This window comes from Bradyrhizobium vignae (genome assembly GCF_900324035.1).
Lineage (GTDB): Bacteria > Pseudomonadota > Alphaproteobacteria > Rhizobiales > Xanthobacteraceae > Bradyrhizobium > Bradyrhizobium vignae.
The window spans coordinates 2,758,979-2,775,065 of the sequence record NZ_LS398110.1 but is presented as its reverse complement, the minus strand read 5'-3'; the positions used below and the strand labels follow the sequence as shown (position 1 = coordinate 2,775,065).

Below are 16,087 nucleotides of genomic sequence, written 5' to 3'. Positions count from 1 at the left end.
GTTGTTGCCACTTGTTGTTGCCACTTGGCTCCCGTCTTGCAACACTTTCTCTTGACCATTCACCCGGCGGGAGGGTTGGCGCAGCCATGGACTTGAATACCATCACAGCGGTCGCCCATCCGCAAACGCGCTCGCAGCTGCCCGTTTGGACGGCAGGTGATGCTTGGCTCGCAGGCGGCACTTGGCTCTTCTCGGAGCCGCAAACGCATTTGACACGACTGATCGATCTCACCGATCTGAAATGGCCGGCGCTGACACTCACCGAGAGCCACCTCAGCATCGCCGCCACTTGCACCGTCGCGGAGCTTGATGGACTCGCCTGCCCGTCCGATTGGCTCGCGGCACCGCTGATCAACCAGTGCTGTCGGGCCTTTCTTGCTTCGTTCAAGATTTGGAAGACGGCAACGGTCGGCGGCAATCTCTGCATGTCGCTGCCGGCCGGACCGATGATCTCGCTCACATCAGCGCTCGACGGAGTCTGCACCATCTGGAAGGCCAGCGGCGGAGAGCAGAGGCTTTCCGTGGTCGATTTCGTCACAGGCAACCAGCGCAACCGTCTCACGCCGGGCGACCTGCTCCGGCAGATCGATGTCCCGATTGTCGCACTGAAGCGCCGCACCGCCTTTCGCCAAATTTCGCTGGCGCCCGTCGGCCGTTCGGCAGCACTGCTGATCGGAAGTCTCGAAGCCGATGACACGCTGACGCTCACAGTCACCGCGGCGACGGTGCGGCCGATCCAGCTTCTCTTTCGCAAAGCCCCGGATGCGAGCGCACTTCGCACCGCGCTCATGCAGCAGATCACGGATGACCTGTACCATACGGACATCCATGGCAAGCCGCTCTGGCGCAAGCATATGACGCTGCGGTTAGCCGAGGAAATTCGCAGCGAACTCCTGGGAGCGACGCGGCCATGAGCTTCGAGGTCAACGGCAAGGCGTTCTATCAGGAGCCACGCGCCGGGCAATGCCTGCGCACGTTCCTGCGCGAGCTCGGGCATTTCGGCGTGAAGAAGGGCTGCGATGCCGGTGATTGCGGCGCCTGCACCGTGCTGCTCGACGGCGAGCCGGTACACAGCTGCCTGATCCCGGCGTTCCGCGCCGAGGGACGCACCGTAACCACGGTCGAGGGGCTCGGCGGCGACCATCCGATGCAGCAAGCCTTCCTCGACGCGCAGGGTTTTCAATGCGGCTTCTGCACCGCCGGCATGATCCTGACCTGCGCCTCGCTGAACCAGGCGCAGCGCACCGATCTCGGCAGCGCGTTGAAGGGCAATATCTGCCGCTGCACCGGTTATCGTTCGATCGAGGACGCGATCCTCGGCAACACCAATGTCGAGGCGATCGTCGAGACCGGCGCCGCCTTCGGCCGCAGCCTGCCGGCGCCCGCGGGTCCCGATATCGTGCGCGGCAAGGCACGCTATACCTTCGATACCGCAATCGAAGGCCTGTTGCACATCAAGCTGCTGCGCTCGCCTCATGCTCACGCCAGGATCGTCGCGATCGACAAATCGGACGCGCTTCGCTTTCCCGGCGTGCACGCCGTGCTGACGCATGAGGATGCACCGCCTGTCCTGATCTCGACTGCGCGGCACGAGAGGGACTGGATGGATCCCGAGGACACCCGCGTTCTCGATGACGTCGTCCGCTTCATCGGCCAGAAGCTCGCCGCCGTCGTCGCCGAGACCGAAGCCGCCGCCGAGGAGGCGTGCCGGCGGATCAAGGTGGAATACGAGATCCTGCCCGCGCTGATCGATCCCGAGCAGGCGATGAAACCGGATGCGCCCGTTCTTCATCCTGACCGCACCACCGCGAACCGGATCGCCGATCCCCAGCGTAACCTCGCGGCGGAGACGCATGGCGAGTTCGGCGATGTAGCCGCAGCACTCGCCGCTTCCGCCGTCACCTATGAGGCGACCTTCCACAGTCACCGCGTGCAGCACGCCGCACTGGAGACTCACGGCGGGCTCGCTTGGCTCGACGATGCGGGCGTGCTCAATGTCCGCACCTCGACGCAGGTGCCGTTCCTGACCCGGCGCGCGCTGTCGGACATCTTCCAGCTTCCCAGGGACAAGGTCCGCGTGTTCTGCGAACGCGTCGGCGGCGGCTTCGGCGGCAAGCAGGAGATGTTCGTCGAGGACATCCTGGCGCTTGCTGCGCTCAAGACAGGGCTTCCTGTGAAGCTGGAACTCACCCGCGAGGAGCAGTTCATCGCGACCTCGACGCGACATCCGATGCGGATGCACATCAAGGCCGGCGCCGATGCCGGCGGCAAGCTCACCGCGCTCCAGCTCGACGTGCTCTCCAACACCGGCGCCTACGGCAATCATGCCGGCCCCGTGATGTTCCACGCGCTGTCCGAGTCCATCGCCGTTTACAATTGCCCGAACAAGCGGGTCGACGGCTATGCCGTCTACACGAACACGGTGCCGGCGGGTGCGTTTCGCGGCTATGGCCTGCCGCAGGCCCTCATCGCGGTCGAGGCCGCGATCGACGAGCTGGCGAAGCAGCTCGGCATCAGCCCCTACGAGATGCGCCGGCGCAATATCATCAAGCCCGGCGATCCCATGCTGTCGCCGCCGCCGTCCGAATATCACGACGTGCTCTATGGCTCCTATGGACTCGACCAGTGCCTCGACCTCGTCGAGCGCGCGATGCAGGCCAGTGGCCCGCAGCCGGAGCTGTCGCCGGAATGGCTGGTTGGTGACGGCATTGCGCTGACCATGATCGATACGGTGCCACCGGCCGGCCATTTCGCCGATGCCACGATCGCGCTGCGCGATGACGGCGGCTTCGATCTCACCGTCGGCACCGCCGAGTTCGGCAACGGCACCAGCACCGTGCATCGGCAGATCGCGGCGACGACGCTTGCGACCACTGTCGACCGCATCCGCCTGCGCCAGTCCGACACGGCGCACGGCGGCCACGACACTGGCGCCTATGGCAGCGCCGGCACCTTCGTCGCGGGCAAGGCGACGCATGCCGCAGCCGCGCAGCTTGCGACCGAGCTGAGGGCGGCCGCCGCCGGCGCGTGGCTGTGCGACGTGGACACCTGCGTGCTCGATGCCGACGCCGTCGTCAGCGGCGTACGCCGCATGTCCTTTACGGAACTGGCCAAGCTCGCCCGCGAATGCGGCCAACCCTTCGCAGGCACCGGCAGCTCGAACGGCACGCCGCGTTCGGTCGGTTTCAACGTGCAGGGCTTTCGCGTCGCGGTGAACAAGGGCACCGGTGAGCTCAGGATTCTCAGGAGCGTGCACGCCGCGGACGCGGGCGTCGTCGCCAATCCCATGCAGTGCCGTGGCCAGGTCGAAGGCGGCGTGGCGCAGGCGCTCGGCGCTGCGCTCTACGAAGAGATGGTGATCGACGCCACGGGGCGCGTCATCAACCCGAAATTCCGAGATTATCACCTGCCCTCCTTCGCCGACGTTCCGCGCACGGAGGTGTTCTTCGCCGAAACGTCCGACACGATCGGACCGCTGGGCGCAAAGTCGATGAGCGAGAGTCCGTACAATCCGGTTGCCGCTGCGCTCGGCAACGCCATTGCCGATGCCACCGGCATCCGCTTCACCGCGCCGCCCTTCAAGCCGGATCGGCTGTTTCCGGCGCTGCTCGACAAGTTTGGTGGCTAACTGCCGCGATAGGTCGAATAACTCCAGGGCGTGACCAGCAGCGGCACGTGGTAATGGCTTTCCGGCTCGCTGATCGCAAAGCGCAGCGGGATCTCGCCGAGGAACGGCGGGTCCGACAGCGGCACGTTGCGCTCGGCGTAATAACTGGCGATGCGGAATCTGAGCTCGTAGCGGCCAATCGGCAGCGGACGACCGCCGATCAGTGGCTGGTCGGTGCGGCCGTCCGCGTTCGTGACGGTCCGCGCGATGATGCGGCTCTCGCCGAGGCTCGCGAGCTCCACGAGCTCAATCGGGATTCCCGGCGCGGGCTTGCCAATGTGATTGTCCAGCACATGAGTCGAGAGCCGGCCGTGCACCTTCAGCCGATCGTCGGCAATGACGAGCTGATCCAGCCGCAGCGCCGAGATGCGGCCGATCTCCTCGATCGCACGCCTTATCTCGGTCTTGATGATGTTGGGCTGCCGCGTCTCGAAGTCGCGCAGCACGGAATCCTTGGTGTGACGGCGCACGCAGACGATATAGGGGATGCCGAATTTTTCGCGATAGGCGTTGTTGGCACGTTCGAACGCGGCGTATTCGGCTTCCGACAGCCGGTCGAGTCCGGCGCTGTTCTGCTCGTCGGTCGATTCCGCCGTGAGGCCGGCGGCGCGCTGGGTCTTGTTGGCGAGATCGGGATGCGCCCGGATCAGCGCCAGCTGAACGTCAGGCTCTGCACCCTGGATCGCCGCAATCAGCGCGGCGTGCAACTGGTTGATTCCGGCGAACGGCCGCTTTGCCGCAAGCTGCTCGGCGATCCATGGCGAATATTCGACGACATTGGCGAGCGCCGCGACGAATTCGGCCCGGCTTGCAGCGTTGAGATCGGCGAGCGGGATCTGCGACATCATCCTCTCACCCGATCTCGAATGCGTCGGCGGCAAGATGGGCGTGCTTGTCGTGCCAGTGCTGCGCGATCTGCAACCGCGTCGGCACCCAGACGCGCTCGTGCTTGCCGATATGATCGAGGAAGCGCATCAGCCCGGCCGCGCGGCCGGGCCGGCCGGCGAGGCGGCAGTGCAGGCCGACCGACATCATCTTCGGCGCGGTCTGCCCTTCCGCGTAGAGCACGTCGAAGGCGTCCTTCAGATAGGTGAAGAACTGCTCGCCTTCGGCAAACCCTTGCGGATTGATGAAGCGCATGTCGTTGGCATCGAGCGTATAGGGAATCATGAGCTGCTTGCCGTTCGCGCCCCTGACCCAATAGGGCAGATCGTCGGCATAGGAGTCGCACAGATAGAGGAAGCCGCCTTCCTCCATCAGCAGGCGGTTGGTGTTGATCGAGGAGCGCCCGGTGTACCAACCGAGCGGCCGCGATCCTGTCACCTCGGTGTGGACGCGAATGGACTCCGCGATCTCGGCGCGCTCCTGCGCCTCGGTCATGTCCTTGTGCTCGATCCATTTCAGGCTGTGGCTCGCGATGTCCCAGCCCGACTCCTTCATCGCCGCGACGATCTCGGGATTGCGCTTGAGCGCAGTGGCGACGCCGAACACCGTGGTCGGCCACTTCCGCTCGTTGAACATCCGCCACAACCGCCAGAAGCCGGCGCGCGAGCCATACTCGAACATGGATTCGATATTGGCATGGCGCTGACCCGGCCAGGGCTGCGCACCGAGCACGTCGGACAGGAACGCTTCCGAGGCGCGGTCGCCGTGCAGGATGTTGTTCTCGCCGCCCTCCTCGAAATTGACGACGAACTGCACCGCGATCCGCGCCTCACCTGGCCATTGCGGGTGCGGCGGATTGCGGCCGTAGCCGCGGAGATCGCGCGGGTAGCGAGGCTCACTCACTCAGACTTCCTCGAAGCGGATCGGCAGCGCGCCTTTCCACAGCACGCTCTTGCCGAGTGTCGCCAGATTCTCCAGGCCCGAGGTCAGCGTGATGAAATGGTTGCCGGCGAGCTGGCCCATCTTGCTCGCGAAATGCACGCCGCCATAGGCCAGCAGGATCTCGGTCTCGCTGATGCCGCCCGGATAGAGGATGATCTGGCCTGGCGCGGGATAGCTGGTGTGGTTCTCGTAGCCGACGCCGAAATCGAGGTCGCCGAGCGGCATCCACACGCCCTCGCCGCTCCAGCGCACATGGATGATGTGGCTTTCGAACGGCAGCGCCTTGCGGAAGGCGGCCACTGTCTTGGGTGCCAGCTGCTCCTCGAAACGGGCATCGAAGGTGAAATCGCCGGCGCGGATAACGAGTTTGCTCATCTCATCTCTCTGGATCGGGGGCTAGAGGCCCCGCGGGGAACCTTCAGCAAAAAGCACTCCATCGGGCTTCGCGCAAGGGGCGGAGTCGCAATCACCTGCGATCGTAGGACCAGCCGAAAATGCCGCTACGCCGCACCTCCGGCTCCGGCTCGGCGGCTGCCGCAGGCGGCGTCTCCTTCAGTTCCGCCTGCGGCGGGGGTGCGGGCGGCGCCGGCAGGTTCTCGCATTTCATGGAATAGACCAGCTTGCCGTCCGCGGTCCGCCCGATCGGCGCGCAGGGATCGGGATGCGCCGCAGCGGTCTTCGGTGTCATCTTGACTTGCGCGGCTGCGGGCGAAGCGATCAGCAGCAGGACCAGCAGATATCTCGACATCGTTGTCGCCTGGGAACTCAGTTGCCCCATTGAACCGGATTGCGGCGGGCAAGTCCATCGGGGGCCAAGGGCAGGCTGCCGAATATTTAGCCGGGACCAAAAAATTTGCTCGCTCCATCGTGATGGCGCCGCCGCTGATATCGAGAAGGCCCATCGCCATGTCAGCCTGGACGACGACGACATCTCTCACAGCCGGAGCGTCGTCACGGGAGAGACAACGATGCAAAAGACTTTCGCCTTTCTCGGCGCCATGCTGATTGCCGCCGCCACCGTCCAGACCGCCGCCGCAAGCGACCGCCACCACGCCCGCAAGGCGCAACGCGCTCCCATCACGCAGTCGGTCCGCGACTCCAATGCCGCGCTCTGGCCGTCGCAGCCAACGGCGCCCGATTGGTCGCGCTATGCCAACGGCGCGATGTCGGCGCCGGCGGGACGGTGATTTGCCGATGCGTTGCATGTCGGCTTTTGCTCGTGTGTCCCGGACCAGCCGCAACCCGTGAAGCGTTGCGGCGCAGAGCCGGGACCCAGGGCAACACGGCACGGGCGCGGCGACATGGGCCCCGGCTCTGCAGCGCACCGCTGAAGGAGCGCTGCGCTGCGTCCGGGGCACGCGAGAGGCGTGTGGTACACGCTCTCTCCTCCTCGTCATCGCGAGGAGCCCTTGCGACCAAGCAATCCTGAATCCCGCCGCGGAAAGATTCTGGATTGCTTCGCTGCGCTCGCAATGACGGAGTGTGAGGTGACAGCGTGTGCGTGGCTGCAGACATGCCTTCGCGTCCTCGCGGCGCAACTCGCCCGAGCTTTGCTTCGTCGCTTCTCCCTCTGAAAGCCAAGAGCAACTGTGGCGAAGTAGCCCGGCGATCGGCCGGCCTCAAGGCTGGCGCTGGCGCGCCCCGCCTGCGGCGGCTGACGGCCTTGACCCCGTCCGCTCACCGGTCTGTTGGCTTTGCATGCGCTCGGCCGAGGTCCGAGCGCGAGATAGGCGCGCTCGTCAGGCCACCCTGTATTTCTTCGGATCCCACGTCTCGCCGCGCGCGATCATGGTGTTGAGGATGATGATCAGCTTGCGCATGCAGGCGACGATCGCGACCTTTGGCGGCTTGCCCTTGGCAATCAGCCGTTCGTAGAAGGCCTTGAACACCGGATTGTTCAGCGTTGCGGCACCGACACAGGGCATGTAGAGGGCATTTCGCACCCAGCGGCGGCCACCCTTGATGCAGCGTTCACCTCGACGTTTGCCGCTATCGTCGTCATAAGGAGCAACGCCCATCAACGCGGCGGCAACTTCGTCGCTCACCTGCCCCAGCTCCGGTAGTCCTCCAAGCAGCGCCATTGCGGTCCCCTCAGCAAAGCCTGGTACGCTCTGGATGATCTCGGCACGTTTGGCAAAGTCCGGCGTTGTCTTGATCGTCGCCGCGATCGCGGTCTCGAGCGCGGCGATTTCGTCAGCCAGCTTCTTAAGAAGACGCGCGCGAGCCTTCTGAACAAGGGCCGGCGCCTCATGCTCCTTCTGCATTTCCAGGCGAGCCCTGACGTCAAGCAGGCCTTGGCGTCCCTTCACCAGTGCCTTCATCTCCTCGTGAGCGGGATTGTCGACTTGGCTGGGAGCCTCGCCGAATGTCTCGGCGAACCAGGAGATCATCTCCGCGTCGATCTTGTCATTTTTCGCAAGGCGTCCCGCCGATTCCGCAAAGTGGCGAACCCGTTTGGGATCGACGATCCGTACTTCCAGCCCTGCTTGGCGCAACGCCTTGGCCCATACCCGCTCGTAGCCGCCGCTTGCCTCCATCACTGCCTTGCCGACCTGATGCTTGCGAAGCCATGCAATCAAGCTCCGTCGCCCCGCCGCGGTTGTTGGGCAAGTCTTCCGCTCCGTTACGGTCCGAATGCACGCATCAATCTTGTCTTTAGCGACATCGATGCCGACGACAACCAGATCGTCTTGTGTCATCATCCACTCCCTTCCTTGCCTGGTACGGGCTCGCAGCCCTTGCAACTGTTCGGGTTCAGGAAGACACCGGAGCTGTCCCTTGCTCTTTAGCAGGCTCTGTCGCCTTTGGGCGCAACGGGCTCAGTTCCGGCAACGGGCGGTTCTGATCCAACCGCCCGTTGCCACATTCTGGCAGATTTCGGGGACACAAGGGCGCAGGGAAGACCGCATAGGCGTTAAGTTTGTTCTTGAGTGTTGGAATCACACGTGATTCCAAGGCGGGATGGCAGACGAATCGCTTCTGAACGAGGACTGGACGAGAGTGGTTACGCAGCTCGGCGGGGCTGCGCAGCTTGAAATAAGTGCGCGCCAGACGAAGGCTTTCGTGCGGCGGCGCCAAATTCCAGATGCGGTGGCGTTACTTCGGCTGATGCTGGCCTATTGTCTGGGTGAAAGAGGGTTGAGATCGACAGCCGCGTGGGCCGCTTCTGTTGGCCTTGCCGACCTCAGCAGCGTGGCGTTGTTCTATCGCCTGCGTCAATGTGGCGATTGGTTTGCAGTGCTGGTGGAGGGCTTGCTCGCTGCGGCAGCCCCGAAAGCGAGCCGAGGCCGCCTGATCCGCATTATCGATGCGACGACAGTGCCTCAGGCAGGACCGGCTGCGCGCAGGAACAGTGAGCTTTGGCGCGTTCATAGTGCATTCGATCTGCCATATGAGCGCTTTGGTCACTTCGAGCTGACAGATCAGCAAGAAGGCGAAACGTTTGACCGGATACCGGTGGTCAAGAACGAGATCCGCATTGCTGACCGCGCTTATCTACAACCTGACCGCATCGCCGCTGTGCGCGACGCCGGGGCAGACGTTTTGATCCGAGCGGGCTGGAAGAACGCACGTTGGCTTGATGCCAAAGGCCTTCCGTTCGATCTGATGGCCCAATTGCGTGCGGCGAAGGCGCACGGACTGATCGATCGGAGGATTTGGATCAAACGCAAGGACGGTGCGCCTCTGGCTATGCGTCTGGTCGCAGTCAAGAAGCCCGCCGGTGCAGTCGCGGCTTCGCGCCGTAAAGCCCGGCGCGACGCACAAGACGAAAACCGCGTCATCTCCAAAGAAACTCTGGAAGCCGCGGATTGGGTCATTCTGGTCACGTCGCTCGCGCGGGACGAGTTCTCCACCAAGGATGTACTCGCGCTCTATCGACTGCGATGGCGCATCGAACTTGGCTTCAAGCGACTGAAGAGTCTGATTGGTCTCAAGACGCCACCTGGAACCGATCCGCGCTCCGCCAAGCCCTACTTGCTGGCACACCTCTTGATCATCCTGCTGCTCGAGCCGCTTGCCCGCGACTTCGAGGACTCTCCCCGCTGGACGCAGGCGGCCTGACGGCACCTGGCGCTTGGCGTGTTTTGCAACAACTCGTTGCATCCTTGCTACAAGCGATCATTCCACAACCAACCATCCGTTGCTTTCGCCGCAGAAAGCGAGCGCTTGGGCGGCACCTGCGCGAGCCTCCTCGAAAACGTCCGTATCAATCGATGCTCGCGCTACCTTAACGCCTATGGGGAAGACCGGGTGCTGACCTCGCACCCGCGGTCTGCTGCGCGAAAGGATCGCGCAAAGGAGACCGCACAGCAGCATACAGGTGGTGCCAATCACTCGGCCTTCCCTGCGCGATGGTCGGACGGCTTATGCCGCGTTCTCCTGGGAGCCGAATTCCTTCTGGCCTCCCTCGCGCTCGCGGAATTCACCGGCAGCCGCGCCGGTTGACGCGACTGCCGCATTCGCAAGCGCTTGACCGTAGCAACGACGGCCAGGACCACACGGTTTTGCCGTGCGCACGGTTCGCCATTTCGCCGCAGGGTCCGATGGCGTTGTGCACGTTGCCATCGAAGTATGACGAGACGAACCTGACAGCGCCGTTCGTCCGCACGATGCCTTAGGGCTCACGGAGAGCAATCCGCCCTGCCCCTGGCTGTTCGCGCCCGACGCTGCTGCGTCCACCGCAAGCCCGGCTCGCGACAATGACGACCCCATGATCGCCCCTCGAGAATGAGCCGGGATGCGCGACAAATACGACAAATCCGAATTTCGGTAAAGTGGAATATTTTCGCGCCCGTGGGTTGACAGAGAAGCGAAACAGGCCCGCGCATCAAAAAAGGGCGGCACAAGGCACCGCCCTTTTCGCGCGATCCAAGCTGGCCAGCATTGAAAACGACCGTTCAATATGGCCCGTAATGGTAGCCGGGATCGTAGTAGGGACTACCGTAGTAGGGACGCGGACCATAACCATAATAATAGCGGTTCTCGTAGTAGTCGCGGCGCCGCTGCTCAGCGATCACTCCGCCGATGATACCCGCGGCGGCGCCCATAAAGGCAAGGCCTGCCGCACTCGGTCCGCGTCGATAATAGTGGCGACGTCGGGCGCTGAAATCGGTGGCGCCGGCGGAGGCCTGACCTGCCGCAGCAGCCTTGGCGGACACGGCCGGGGCCGCATCTGGGGATGCTGCTGCTGAAGGCGCCACCGAAGCGGCGAGCAGCGCCAGAGTCGCGAACGCGGCCAGGACCGTGCTGCGGCGCGCCGCGGAAATCATCGGTGCATCACTCATCTCGATCTTCCTCTGCTTTCGCCCAAACACATCCGTAAGCAAACAGTCCGCAACGCGCAGATCACTGAAATGGTTTCATGAACGCGGCGATCTGCCACGCCTTGAACCATTGTAAACCGAATGATCAGATCCAGCTTGCATCATCCAACCTGAGCGGATAATGAACAGCCGCGCCGTTTTCGGCTGCCGTAAGCGTTTCACGTGAACCAACGCATCAACCGACGCCGTCGGGATCGATGCCATTTGCAGGGTTCAACGTGACTGACGCGTCCTTTTCCAAGAGAGACCAGATGATTGCGGTTCGCAAACTGCCGGCGCGCTATGCGCCGATCGTAATGCCATTCGTGCTATCCATCCTCATGACGGCGGTGGTGTCGATCATCTCGACTCTGCGAAGCCTCGGCGCAACGCCGGCGTTCCTCGCGGCCTGGCCGGGCGCCTGGGCGCTGTCATGGCTGGTCGCCTTTCCGACGCTGCTATTGGTCCTGCCACTGGTCCGCCGGATCGTGGCCTGGCTCGTTGCAGCCCCACCCGGCCGATAGGGGGAGCGCTTACGACAGCGCCCCGAGCACGCCCCTCGTCGCCTTGTCGATCTCCTCGACATAGCGGCGGCGGGCGAAGGTCTCGGTGAGGAAGCCGACCACCTTGCGGCTGTCGGTGGAATCGACCACCGCCAGCATCTCGGCCTCGGCCTCGTCGAACACGGCCATCGCCGACTTCACGTTCATTTCCGGGATCAGCACGATGTCGACCAGGCGGGCGAGCTCGATCACCTGGATATCGTCGGCGATGGCGTCGAGATCGCTGGAGAACAGGTCGGGCAGCATGACGAGGCCGACATATTCGTCAGCATTGTTGACGATGACGATCCCGGGCCGCGAGCCCAGCGCGAATTCGGCTCGCGTCGCTGCGATCGTCGTGGTCGACGGCACCTTGCCGACATCGGAGCGCATCAAGCGCTCGACCGTGAGATTGCGCAGCCAGCCGACGTCGTTGGCGCTGCGGATGGTCTCGCCGCGCAGATGCAGGCGCCAGGTCGAGAACGAATGGCCGAACATGAAGCGCACGCAGATGGAGGTGACGATGCAGCCGGCCAGCACCACGGCGGTGACGTCGACATTTCGGGTCATCTCGAGCACGAGGAACGACATCGTAAGCGGGCCGCCGACGATGGCGACCCCGAGCGTCGCCATGCCCGTCAGCATCGCGACGAGCGGATCGATCGCGAAGTTCGGGCTGATGAGCAGCAGCACCGCGGCAAAGAACTTTCCGATCAGGCTGCCGACGAACAGCGAGGCGAAGAACAGGCCGCCGCGGAAGCCCGAGGCGAGCGAGATCAGGCAGGCCGTCACCTTCAAGCCGATGATCAGCGCGATCAGACCGATCGCCATGTCGTGAAACAGATCGAGCACCATGGCGCCGTGGCCGGCTGCCAGCACCTGCGGCGTGACGATCCCAAAGCCGCCGACGATGAGGCCGCCGATCACCGGACGCAGCCATACTGGCATCCAGGCGAACAGGCGCTCGAACGTCGGCGAGGAGCGCATCACGGCGATACCGACGCCGCTGGTGACGAGGGCAAGCCCGATCAGAGCCAGGTACTGCTCGACGCCGACGGCGCTGACCTTGGGTATCTCCAGCGAGTAAGGCGCGCCGCCTAGCCATTGCGCGGTCAGGGCACCCGCGAGCGAGGCCGCCAGGATCGGCGCGGCGCTGCCGACCGAATAGACGCCGACGATGAGCTCGCAGGCGTAGAAGGCGCCGGTGATCGGCGCACCGAACGCCGCCGCGATCGCCGCCGCGGCGCCGCAACCGACCATCAGGCGCAGATCGTTGCGGCGCAGGTTGAAGAACTTGCCGAGCAGCGAGGCGATACCCGAGCCGATCTGGGTATAGCCGGCCTCCAGGCCAACCGAGGCGCCGCACCCGTTGGAAATCAGGGTCTGGCTCGACACCACCACGCTGTCCCGCATCGAGAGATTGCCGCCGCGCAGCGCGTTGGCCTCGATCGGGTCGACCGCGTTCGAGATCTTCATGCGCCGCCGCGACCATTCCATGATGCCGAGCGCCAGCCCTCCGAGCGCGGGCGCGATCAGCGCTGCCCAAGGACTGACATACGCGTTCGAGGACAGGCGGACGTCGATGGGAATGCCGTAGATCACGACGTGCGCGATCTGGGCGATTTCGGCCATCAGCGTCACGATCGCGCCCGCGAGCGTGCCGATCACCAGCGCGAACGGGATCAGGTAGAACTCGTTGCTGCGCAACAGGGCGCGTATCCGAACCATGGTGCGGTTCGTCCCCTTGCGATCGACGAGATGTCTGATCCGCACGAACACCTTCTGCCCGCCCTACCCTTCCGACAGGCCGTAACCGGCCATGCGCTGGCGGACCCGTTCGATCTCGTCGCTCGGAAGCAGCGGCGGTTGTCCGATCTGAAGGCAACCGTGATACTGCCGTGCCAGCGTCTCGACCTCGACGGCGAGCCACATCGCCTTGTCCAGCGTCTTGCCGATCGCGATCATGCCGTGATGGTCGAGCAGGCAGGCAAGCCGGCCCTCCAGCGCCCGCACCGCATGATCGGACAGCTCGACCGTTCCGAACGTCGCATAGGGCGCGCAGCGGATGCTGTCGCCGCCGGCAGCCGCGATCATGTAGTGCACCGGCGGAATCTCCATGCCCATGATCGCCAGGATGGTGCAATAGGTCGGATGGGCGTGCACGACGGCATTGACGTCAGGCCGCGACTTCAGGATGTCGCGATGGAAGCGCCATTCGCTCGACGGCTTCTGATCGGGCGCGTGTGCGCCGTCCATCGCCATGAAGACGATCTGGTCCGGGGTCATGGTCTCGTAGGGCACGCTGGTGGGCGTGACCAGGAGCCCATCCACATGCCGGACGCTGATATTCCCTGATGTGCCCTGGTTGATGCCGAGCGCATTCATGCGGCGGCAGGCGTCGATGATGGCTTGCCTCTTGTCGAGTTCGTCCGCAGTCATCGACATCTCGGTTTCTTCTCGGTTTCTTGGCGATGGACGTTAGATGGAAGTACGTCAAAGCCGTGCGGCAGTGCAAGCGAAAGCGACCGGATCGCGCCCCGCCTCGTCGACGGATTCCCCGCTTCCCGAAACAGACCGCAAAATCAACAGATTAGCAGATTGCCGCAGCCTTACGACAGGCTCGCCCGGACCGCCGCGATCCCGTTGATGACGAACTGCACCGAATAGGCGGCGAGCAGCATGCCGAGCACGCGCGAGAGCACGGCATTTCCAGTGCGCCCGAGCGTGCGCGCGATCAGGCCCGCTGAGACGAAGCACAGCATGCAAAGCAGGCAAACCGCGAGCACCACCGCGATGATGATCGCGAGCTTCGCCCCGTAGCCGGCATCGCCCGACAGCAGCAGCGTGGTCGCGATCGCGCCGGGGCCGGCCATCATCGGAATGGCCAAGGGAAATACCGCGACGTCCGAGGCATGCTCCGCGGTCGCCTTGTCGGCTTCGCGGGCCTCGCGATGCGGACGATCGCCGAAGATCATCTGATAGGAGACGCCGAACAGCAGCAGCCCGCCGGCGATCTGGAAAGCTGGAATGCCGATCCCGAGTTGGCGCAACAGCCAGTTGCCGACCAGCGCGATCACCACCAGGATCGAGGTGGCGATCATCGGCGCGCGCAGCGCGATCGTTCGCTTGACCGGGTCGGGCATGCTCCCGGTCGCAGCGAGGAAGGCCGGTGCAAGACCGACCGGATCGACCACCAGGAGCAGCGTCACGAAGGCTGACAGGGCGAAGTCGAGCATGCGTCGGCGAGGCCCCCCGGGCGCTGGAACGATGGCTGCCGGGCAGACTTAGCCCAGCAAAGCCGCTTTGGAAATCACTGGAGACGACAATGAGCGACAGTGGAATCGGAATGCTCCTCGGCCACCTCTCGGCCAACCTGCTCTGGCTCTGGTTCATCGGCGCGTTCGTGCTCGGCGGGGTTCTCGTTTACGGGGTGATGAAGGCCGGCCACCTGCGCCGCAGCGAGCGGGCGCGCCTCGACCGCGCGACGGACGAGCGTCAGCGCCAGGAAGACCCCTACAAACGCCCGACCTGAGCGAGCCGCGAGCGCCGGTTGCAGTTTGGAACTTTCGTTCTCCAACGGGTTTTATCGCCCGAGGATTGAGGAAGGCGAGGCCTTCCCGCATCGCCTCACGAGGAGGACGTATGGCTAAACGAGCGAAGAAACGCACAAGCAAGAAGACCGCAGCGCGCCGGCCGCGCCGGCCGCCGAAGATGCTCAGCGATCTGTTTCTGGCGACGCTGAAGGACATCTATTTCGCCGAGAACAAGATCATCAAGACCTTGCCCAAAATGGCGAAGGCAGCGCAGTCGAAAGAGCTGGTGGCCGCCTTCGACAAGCATCTGCGCGAGACCCAGGGGCAGGTCAAGCGGCTGGATCAGATCTTCAAGATGCTGGACAAGCCTGCACGCGGCAAGCCCTGCGAGGCCATCAACGGCATTGCCGACGAGGGCGCCGAGATCATGAAGGAGTTCAAGGGAGCGCCGGCGCTCGATGCGGGACTGCTCGCGGCCGCCCAGGCGGTCGAGCATTACGAGATCTCCCGCTACGGCACGCTGCGCACCTGGGCCGAGGAGCTCGGCATGCAGGACGCAGCAAGACTGCTCCAGGAGACGCTGGACGAGGAAGAGGCGACCGATCGCACCCTGACGGAGCTCGCCACCTCCGTGATCAATCTTGAAGCGGAAGAAGAGTACCGCGCTGCGGCCTGACCCGCGCCCCTGGCAATGACGGAACGTCGCGGCCCATGCCGCGGCGTTCGCTTGTTTTGATCGCACGGCGGCGCATGGCACACCGGCGCCGCCGCACTGGATTTCCCGGGAACCAGCCCCATATGCAGGCTTTCCCACCCCGAGCCCGCATCATGCAACCCAAAAATCCTCTCGACTGGATGCTCTCCGAAGCCCTGGACTCGCTGACCCGCGCCGATCGGCTGCGTCAGCAGTTCGGCCGCCAGGAAGCCTGCTGGGAGCCGCCGATCGACGTGCTCGAGACCGAGCGTGAGCTCCTGATCCTGGTCGCGCTTCCCGGCGTCAATCCGGACAATGTCGAGACCGTCATCCATGACGGCGTTCTCATCATCTCCGGTCAGCGCACCCTCCCGCCGGAGCTTCGCAACGCCCGCATCCACCGGCTCGAGCTGCCGCAGGGCCGCTTCGAGCGGCGCATCGCGCTGCCCCTTGGCCGCTACGCCATCAGCCGCTTCGTGATGGACGGCTGCGTCGCACTGCGCCTCGCCAAATCCTGAGGT

Annotated in this window: 17 protein-coding genes; 8 read left to right on the top strand and 9 right to left on the bottom strand. The window is 64.3% G+C overall.

Annotated elements, in window-relative coordinates; translation table 11 throughout:
- Nucleotides 1–86 precede the first annotated feature (86 nt).
- Both BRAD3257_RS13385 and BRAD3257_RS13380 read left to right on the top strand, forming a co-directional pair.
- The gene (locus tag BRAD3257_RS13385; protein ID WP_122402218.1) at nucleotides 87–914 is read left to right on the top strand and encodes an FAD binding domain-containing protein; all 828 of its coding nucleotides are present in this window, start codon (nucleotides 87–89) and stop codon (nucleotides 912–914) included.
- Nucleotides 911–3,628 (top strand): molybdopterin-dependent oxidoreductase, encoded by a 2,718-nt coding sequence (locus tag BRAD3257_RS13380; protein WP_122402217.1) that lies wholly within the window; start codon nucleotides 911–913, stop codon nucleotides 3,626–3,628. The genes BRAD3257_RS13385 and BRAD3257_RS13380 overlap by 4 nt, the downstream gene beginning before the upstream one ends.
- Here BRAD3257_RS13380 and uraD read toward each other — a convergent pair.
- The 4 genes from uraD to BRAD3257_RS13360 form a co-directional block, all read right to left on the bottom strand.
- A complete protein-coding gene (gene uraD / locus BRAD3257_RS13375) occupies nucleotides 3,625–4,512 on the bottom strand; it encodes a 2-oxo-4-hydroxy-4-carboxy-5-ureidoimidazoline decarboxylase (protein WP_162500567.1) in 888 nt (295 codons plus the stop codon). The genes BRAD3257_RS13380 and uraD overlap by 4 nt on opposite strands.
- Before the next feature lie 7 nt (nucleotides 4,513–4,519).
- A complete protein-coding gene (gene puuE, locus BRAD3257_RS13370) occupies nucleotides 4,520–5,455 on the bottom strand; it encodes an allantoinase PuuE (protein ID WP_122402215.1) in 936 nt (311 codons plus the stop codon).
- Entirely contained in the window at nucleotides 5,456–5,869 is a 414-nt protein-coding gene (locus BRAD3257_RS13365) for a DUF3830 family protein (RefSeq protein WP_014493672.1), read from the bottom strand. It abuts the gene before it with no gap.
- 91 nt (nucleotides 5,870–5,960) lie between these two features.
- Nucleotides 5,961–6,242 (bottom strand): hypothetical protein, encoded by a 282-nt coding sequence (locus BRAD3257_RS13360; RefSeq protein WP_162500188.1) that lies wholly within the window; start codon nucleotides 6,240–6,242, stop codon nucleotides 5,961–5,963.
- A 220-nt stretch (nucleotides 6,243–6,462) separates the two neighbouring features.
- Here BRAD3257_RS13360 and BRAD3257_RS13355 point away from each other — a divergent pair, with 220 nt between their 5' ends.
- A complete protein-coding gene (locus tag BRAD3257_RS13355; protein ID WP_162500187.1) occupies nucleotides 6,463–6,681 on the top strand; it encodes a hypothetical protein in 219 nt (72 codons plus the stop codon).
- A gap of 552 nt (nucleotides 6,682–7,233) precedes the next feature.
- Here BRAD3257_RS13355 and BRAD3257_RS13350 read toward each other — a convergent pair.
- Nucleotides 7,234–8,193 carry an IS110 family RNA-guided transposase gene (locus BRAD3257_RS13350; RefSeq protein ID WP_122406484.1) on the bottom strand — a complete coding sequence of 320 codons (960 nt, stop codon included), beginning with the start codon at nucleotides 8,191–8,193 and terminating at the stop codon, nucleotides 7,234–7,236.
- A gap of 262 nt (nucleotides 8,194–8,455) precedes the next feature.
- On the opposite strand from BRAD3257_RS13350, the gene BRAD3257_RS13345 reads away from it, so the two are divergent.
- Nucleotides 8,456–9,556 carry an IS4 family transposase gene (locus BRAD3257_RS13345; protein WP_122402213.1) on the top strand — a complete coding sequence of 367 codons (1,101 nt, stop codon included), beginning with the start codon at nucleotides 8,456–8,458 and terminating at the stop codon, nucleotides 9,554–9,556.
- A gap of 836 nt (nucleotides 9,557–10,392) precedes the next feature.
- Here the strand turns inward: BRAD3257_RS13345 and BRAD3257_RS13335 are convergent.
- On the bottom strand, nucleotides 10,393–10,779 hold the full coding sequence (locus tag BRAD3257_RS13335; RefSeq protein WP_162500186.1) for a hypothetical protein: 387 nt from the start codon (nucleotides 10,777–10,779) through the stop codon (nucleotides 10,393–10,395).
- Between the two features lie 290 nt (nucleotides 10,780–11,069).
- Here BRAD3257_RS13335 and BRAD3257_RS13330 point away from each other — a divergent pair, with 290 nt between their 5' ends.
- The gene (locus BRAD3257_RS13330; RefSeq protein WP_122406541.1) at nucleotides 11,070–11,321 is read left to right on the top strand and encodes a DUF2798 domain-containing protein; all 252 of its coding nucleotides are present in this window, start codon (nucleotides 11,070–11,072) and stop codon (nucleotides 11,319–11,321) included.
- A 9-nt stretch (nucleotides 11,322–11,330) separates the two neighbouring features.
- Here the strand turns inward: BRAD3257_RS13330 and BRAD3257_RS13325 are convergent, their stop codons facing one another.
- From BRAD3257_RS13325 to BRAD3257_RS13315, 3 genes are all read right to left on the bottom strand, one after another.
- Nucleotides 11,331–13,118, bottom strand: a complete 1,788-nt coding sequence (locus BRAD3257_RS13325; protein WP_122402211.1) for a chloride channel protein — start codon at nucleotides 13,116–13,118, stop codon at nucleotides 11,331–11,333.
- Between the two features lie 12 nt (nucleotides 13,119–13,130).
- Nucleotides 13,131–13,784, bottom strand: coding sequence for an L-fuculose-phosphate aldolase (locus BRAD3257_RS13320; protein ID WP_174221566.1), 654 nt, complete (start codon nucleotides 13,782–13,784; stop codon nucleotides 13,131–13,133).
- Between the two features lie 164 nt (nucleotides 13,785–13,948).
- On the bottom strand, nucleotides 13,949–14,575 hold the full coding sequence (locus tag BRAD3257_RS13315; RefSeq protein ID WP_122402210.1) for a MarC family protein: 627 nt from the start codon (nucleotides 14,573–14,575) through the stop codon (nucleotides 13,949–13,951).
- Between the two features lie 89 nt (nucleotides 14,576–14,664).
- On the opposite strand from BRAD3257_RS13315, the gene BRAD3257_RS13310 reads away from it, so the two are divergent.
- From BRAD3257_RS13310 to BRAD3257_RS13300, 3 genes are all read left to right on the top strand, one after another.
- Nucleotides 14,665–14,871 carry a hypothetical protein gene (locus tag BRAD3257_RS13310; RefSeq protein WP_122402209.1) on the top strand — a complete coding sequence of 69 codons (207 nt, stop codon included), beginning with the start codon at nucleotides 14,665–14,667 and terminating at the stop codon, nucleotides 14,869–14,871.
- A gap of 110 nt (nucleotides 14,872–14,981) precedes the next feature.
- The gene (locus tag BRAD3257_RS13305) at nucleotides 14,982–15,548 is read left to right on the top strand and encodes a YciE/YciF ferroxidase family protein (protein WP_122402208.1); all 567 of its coding nucleotides are present in this window, start codon (nucleotides 14,982–14,984) and stop codon (nucleotides 15,546–15,548) included.
- Between the two features lie 152 nt (nucleotides 15,549–15,700).
- Nucleotides 15,701–16,084, top strand: a complete 384-nt coding sequence (locus BRAD3257_RS13300) for an Hsp20/alpha crystallin family protein (protein WP_027574581.1) — start codon at nucleotides 15,701–15,703, stop codon at nucleotides 16,082–16,084.
- Nucleotides 16,085–16,087: the final 3 nt, after the last annotated feature.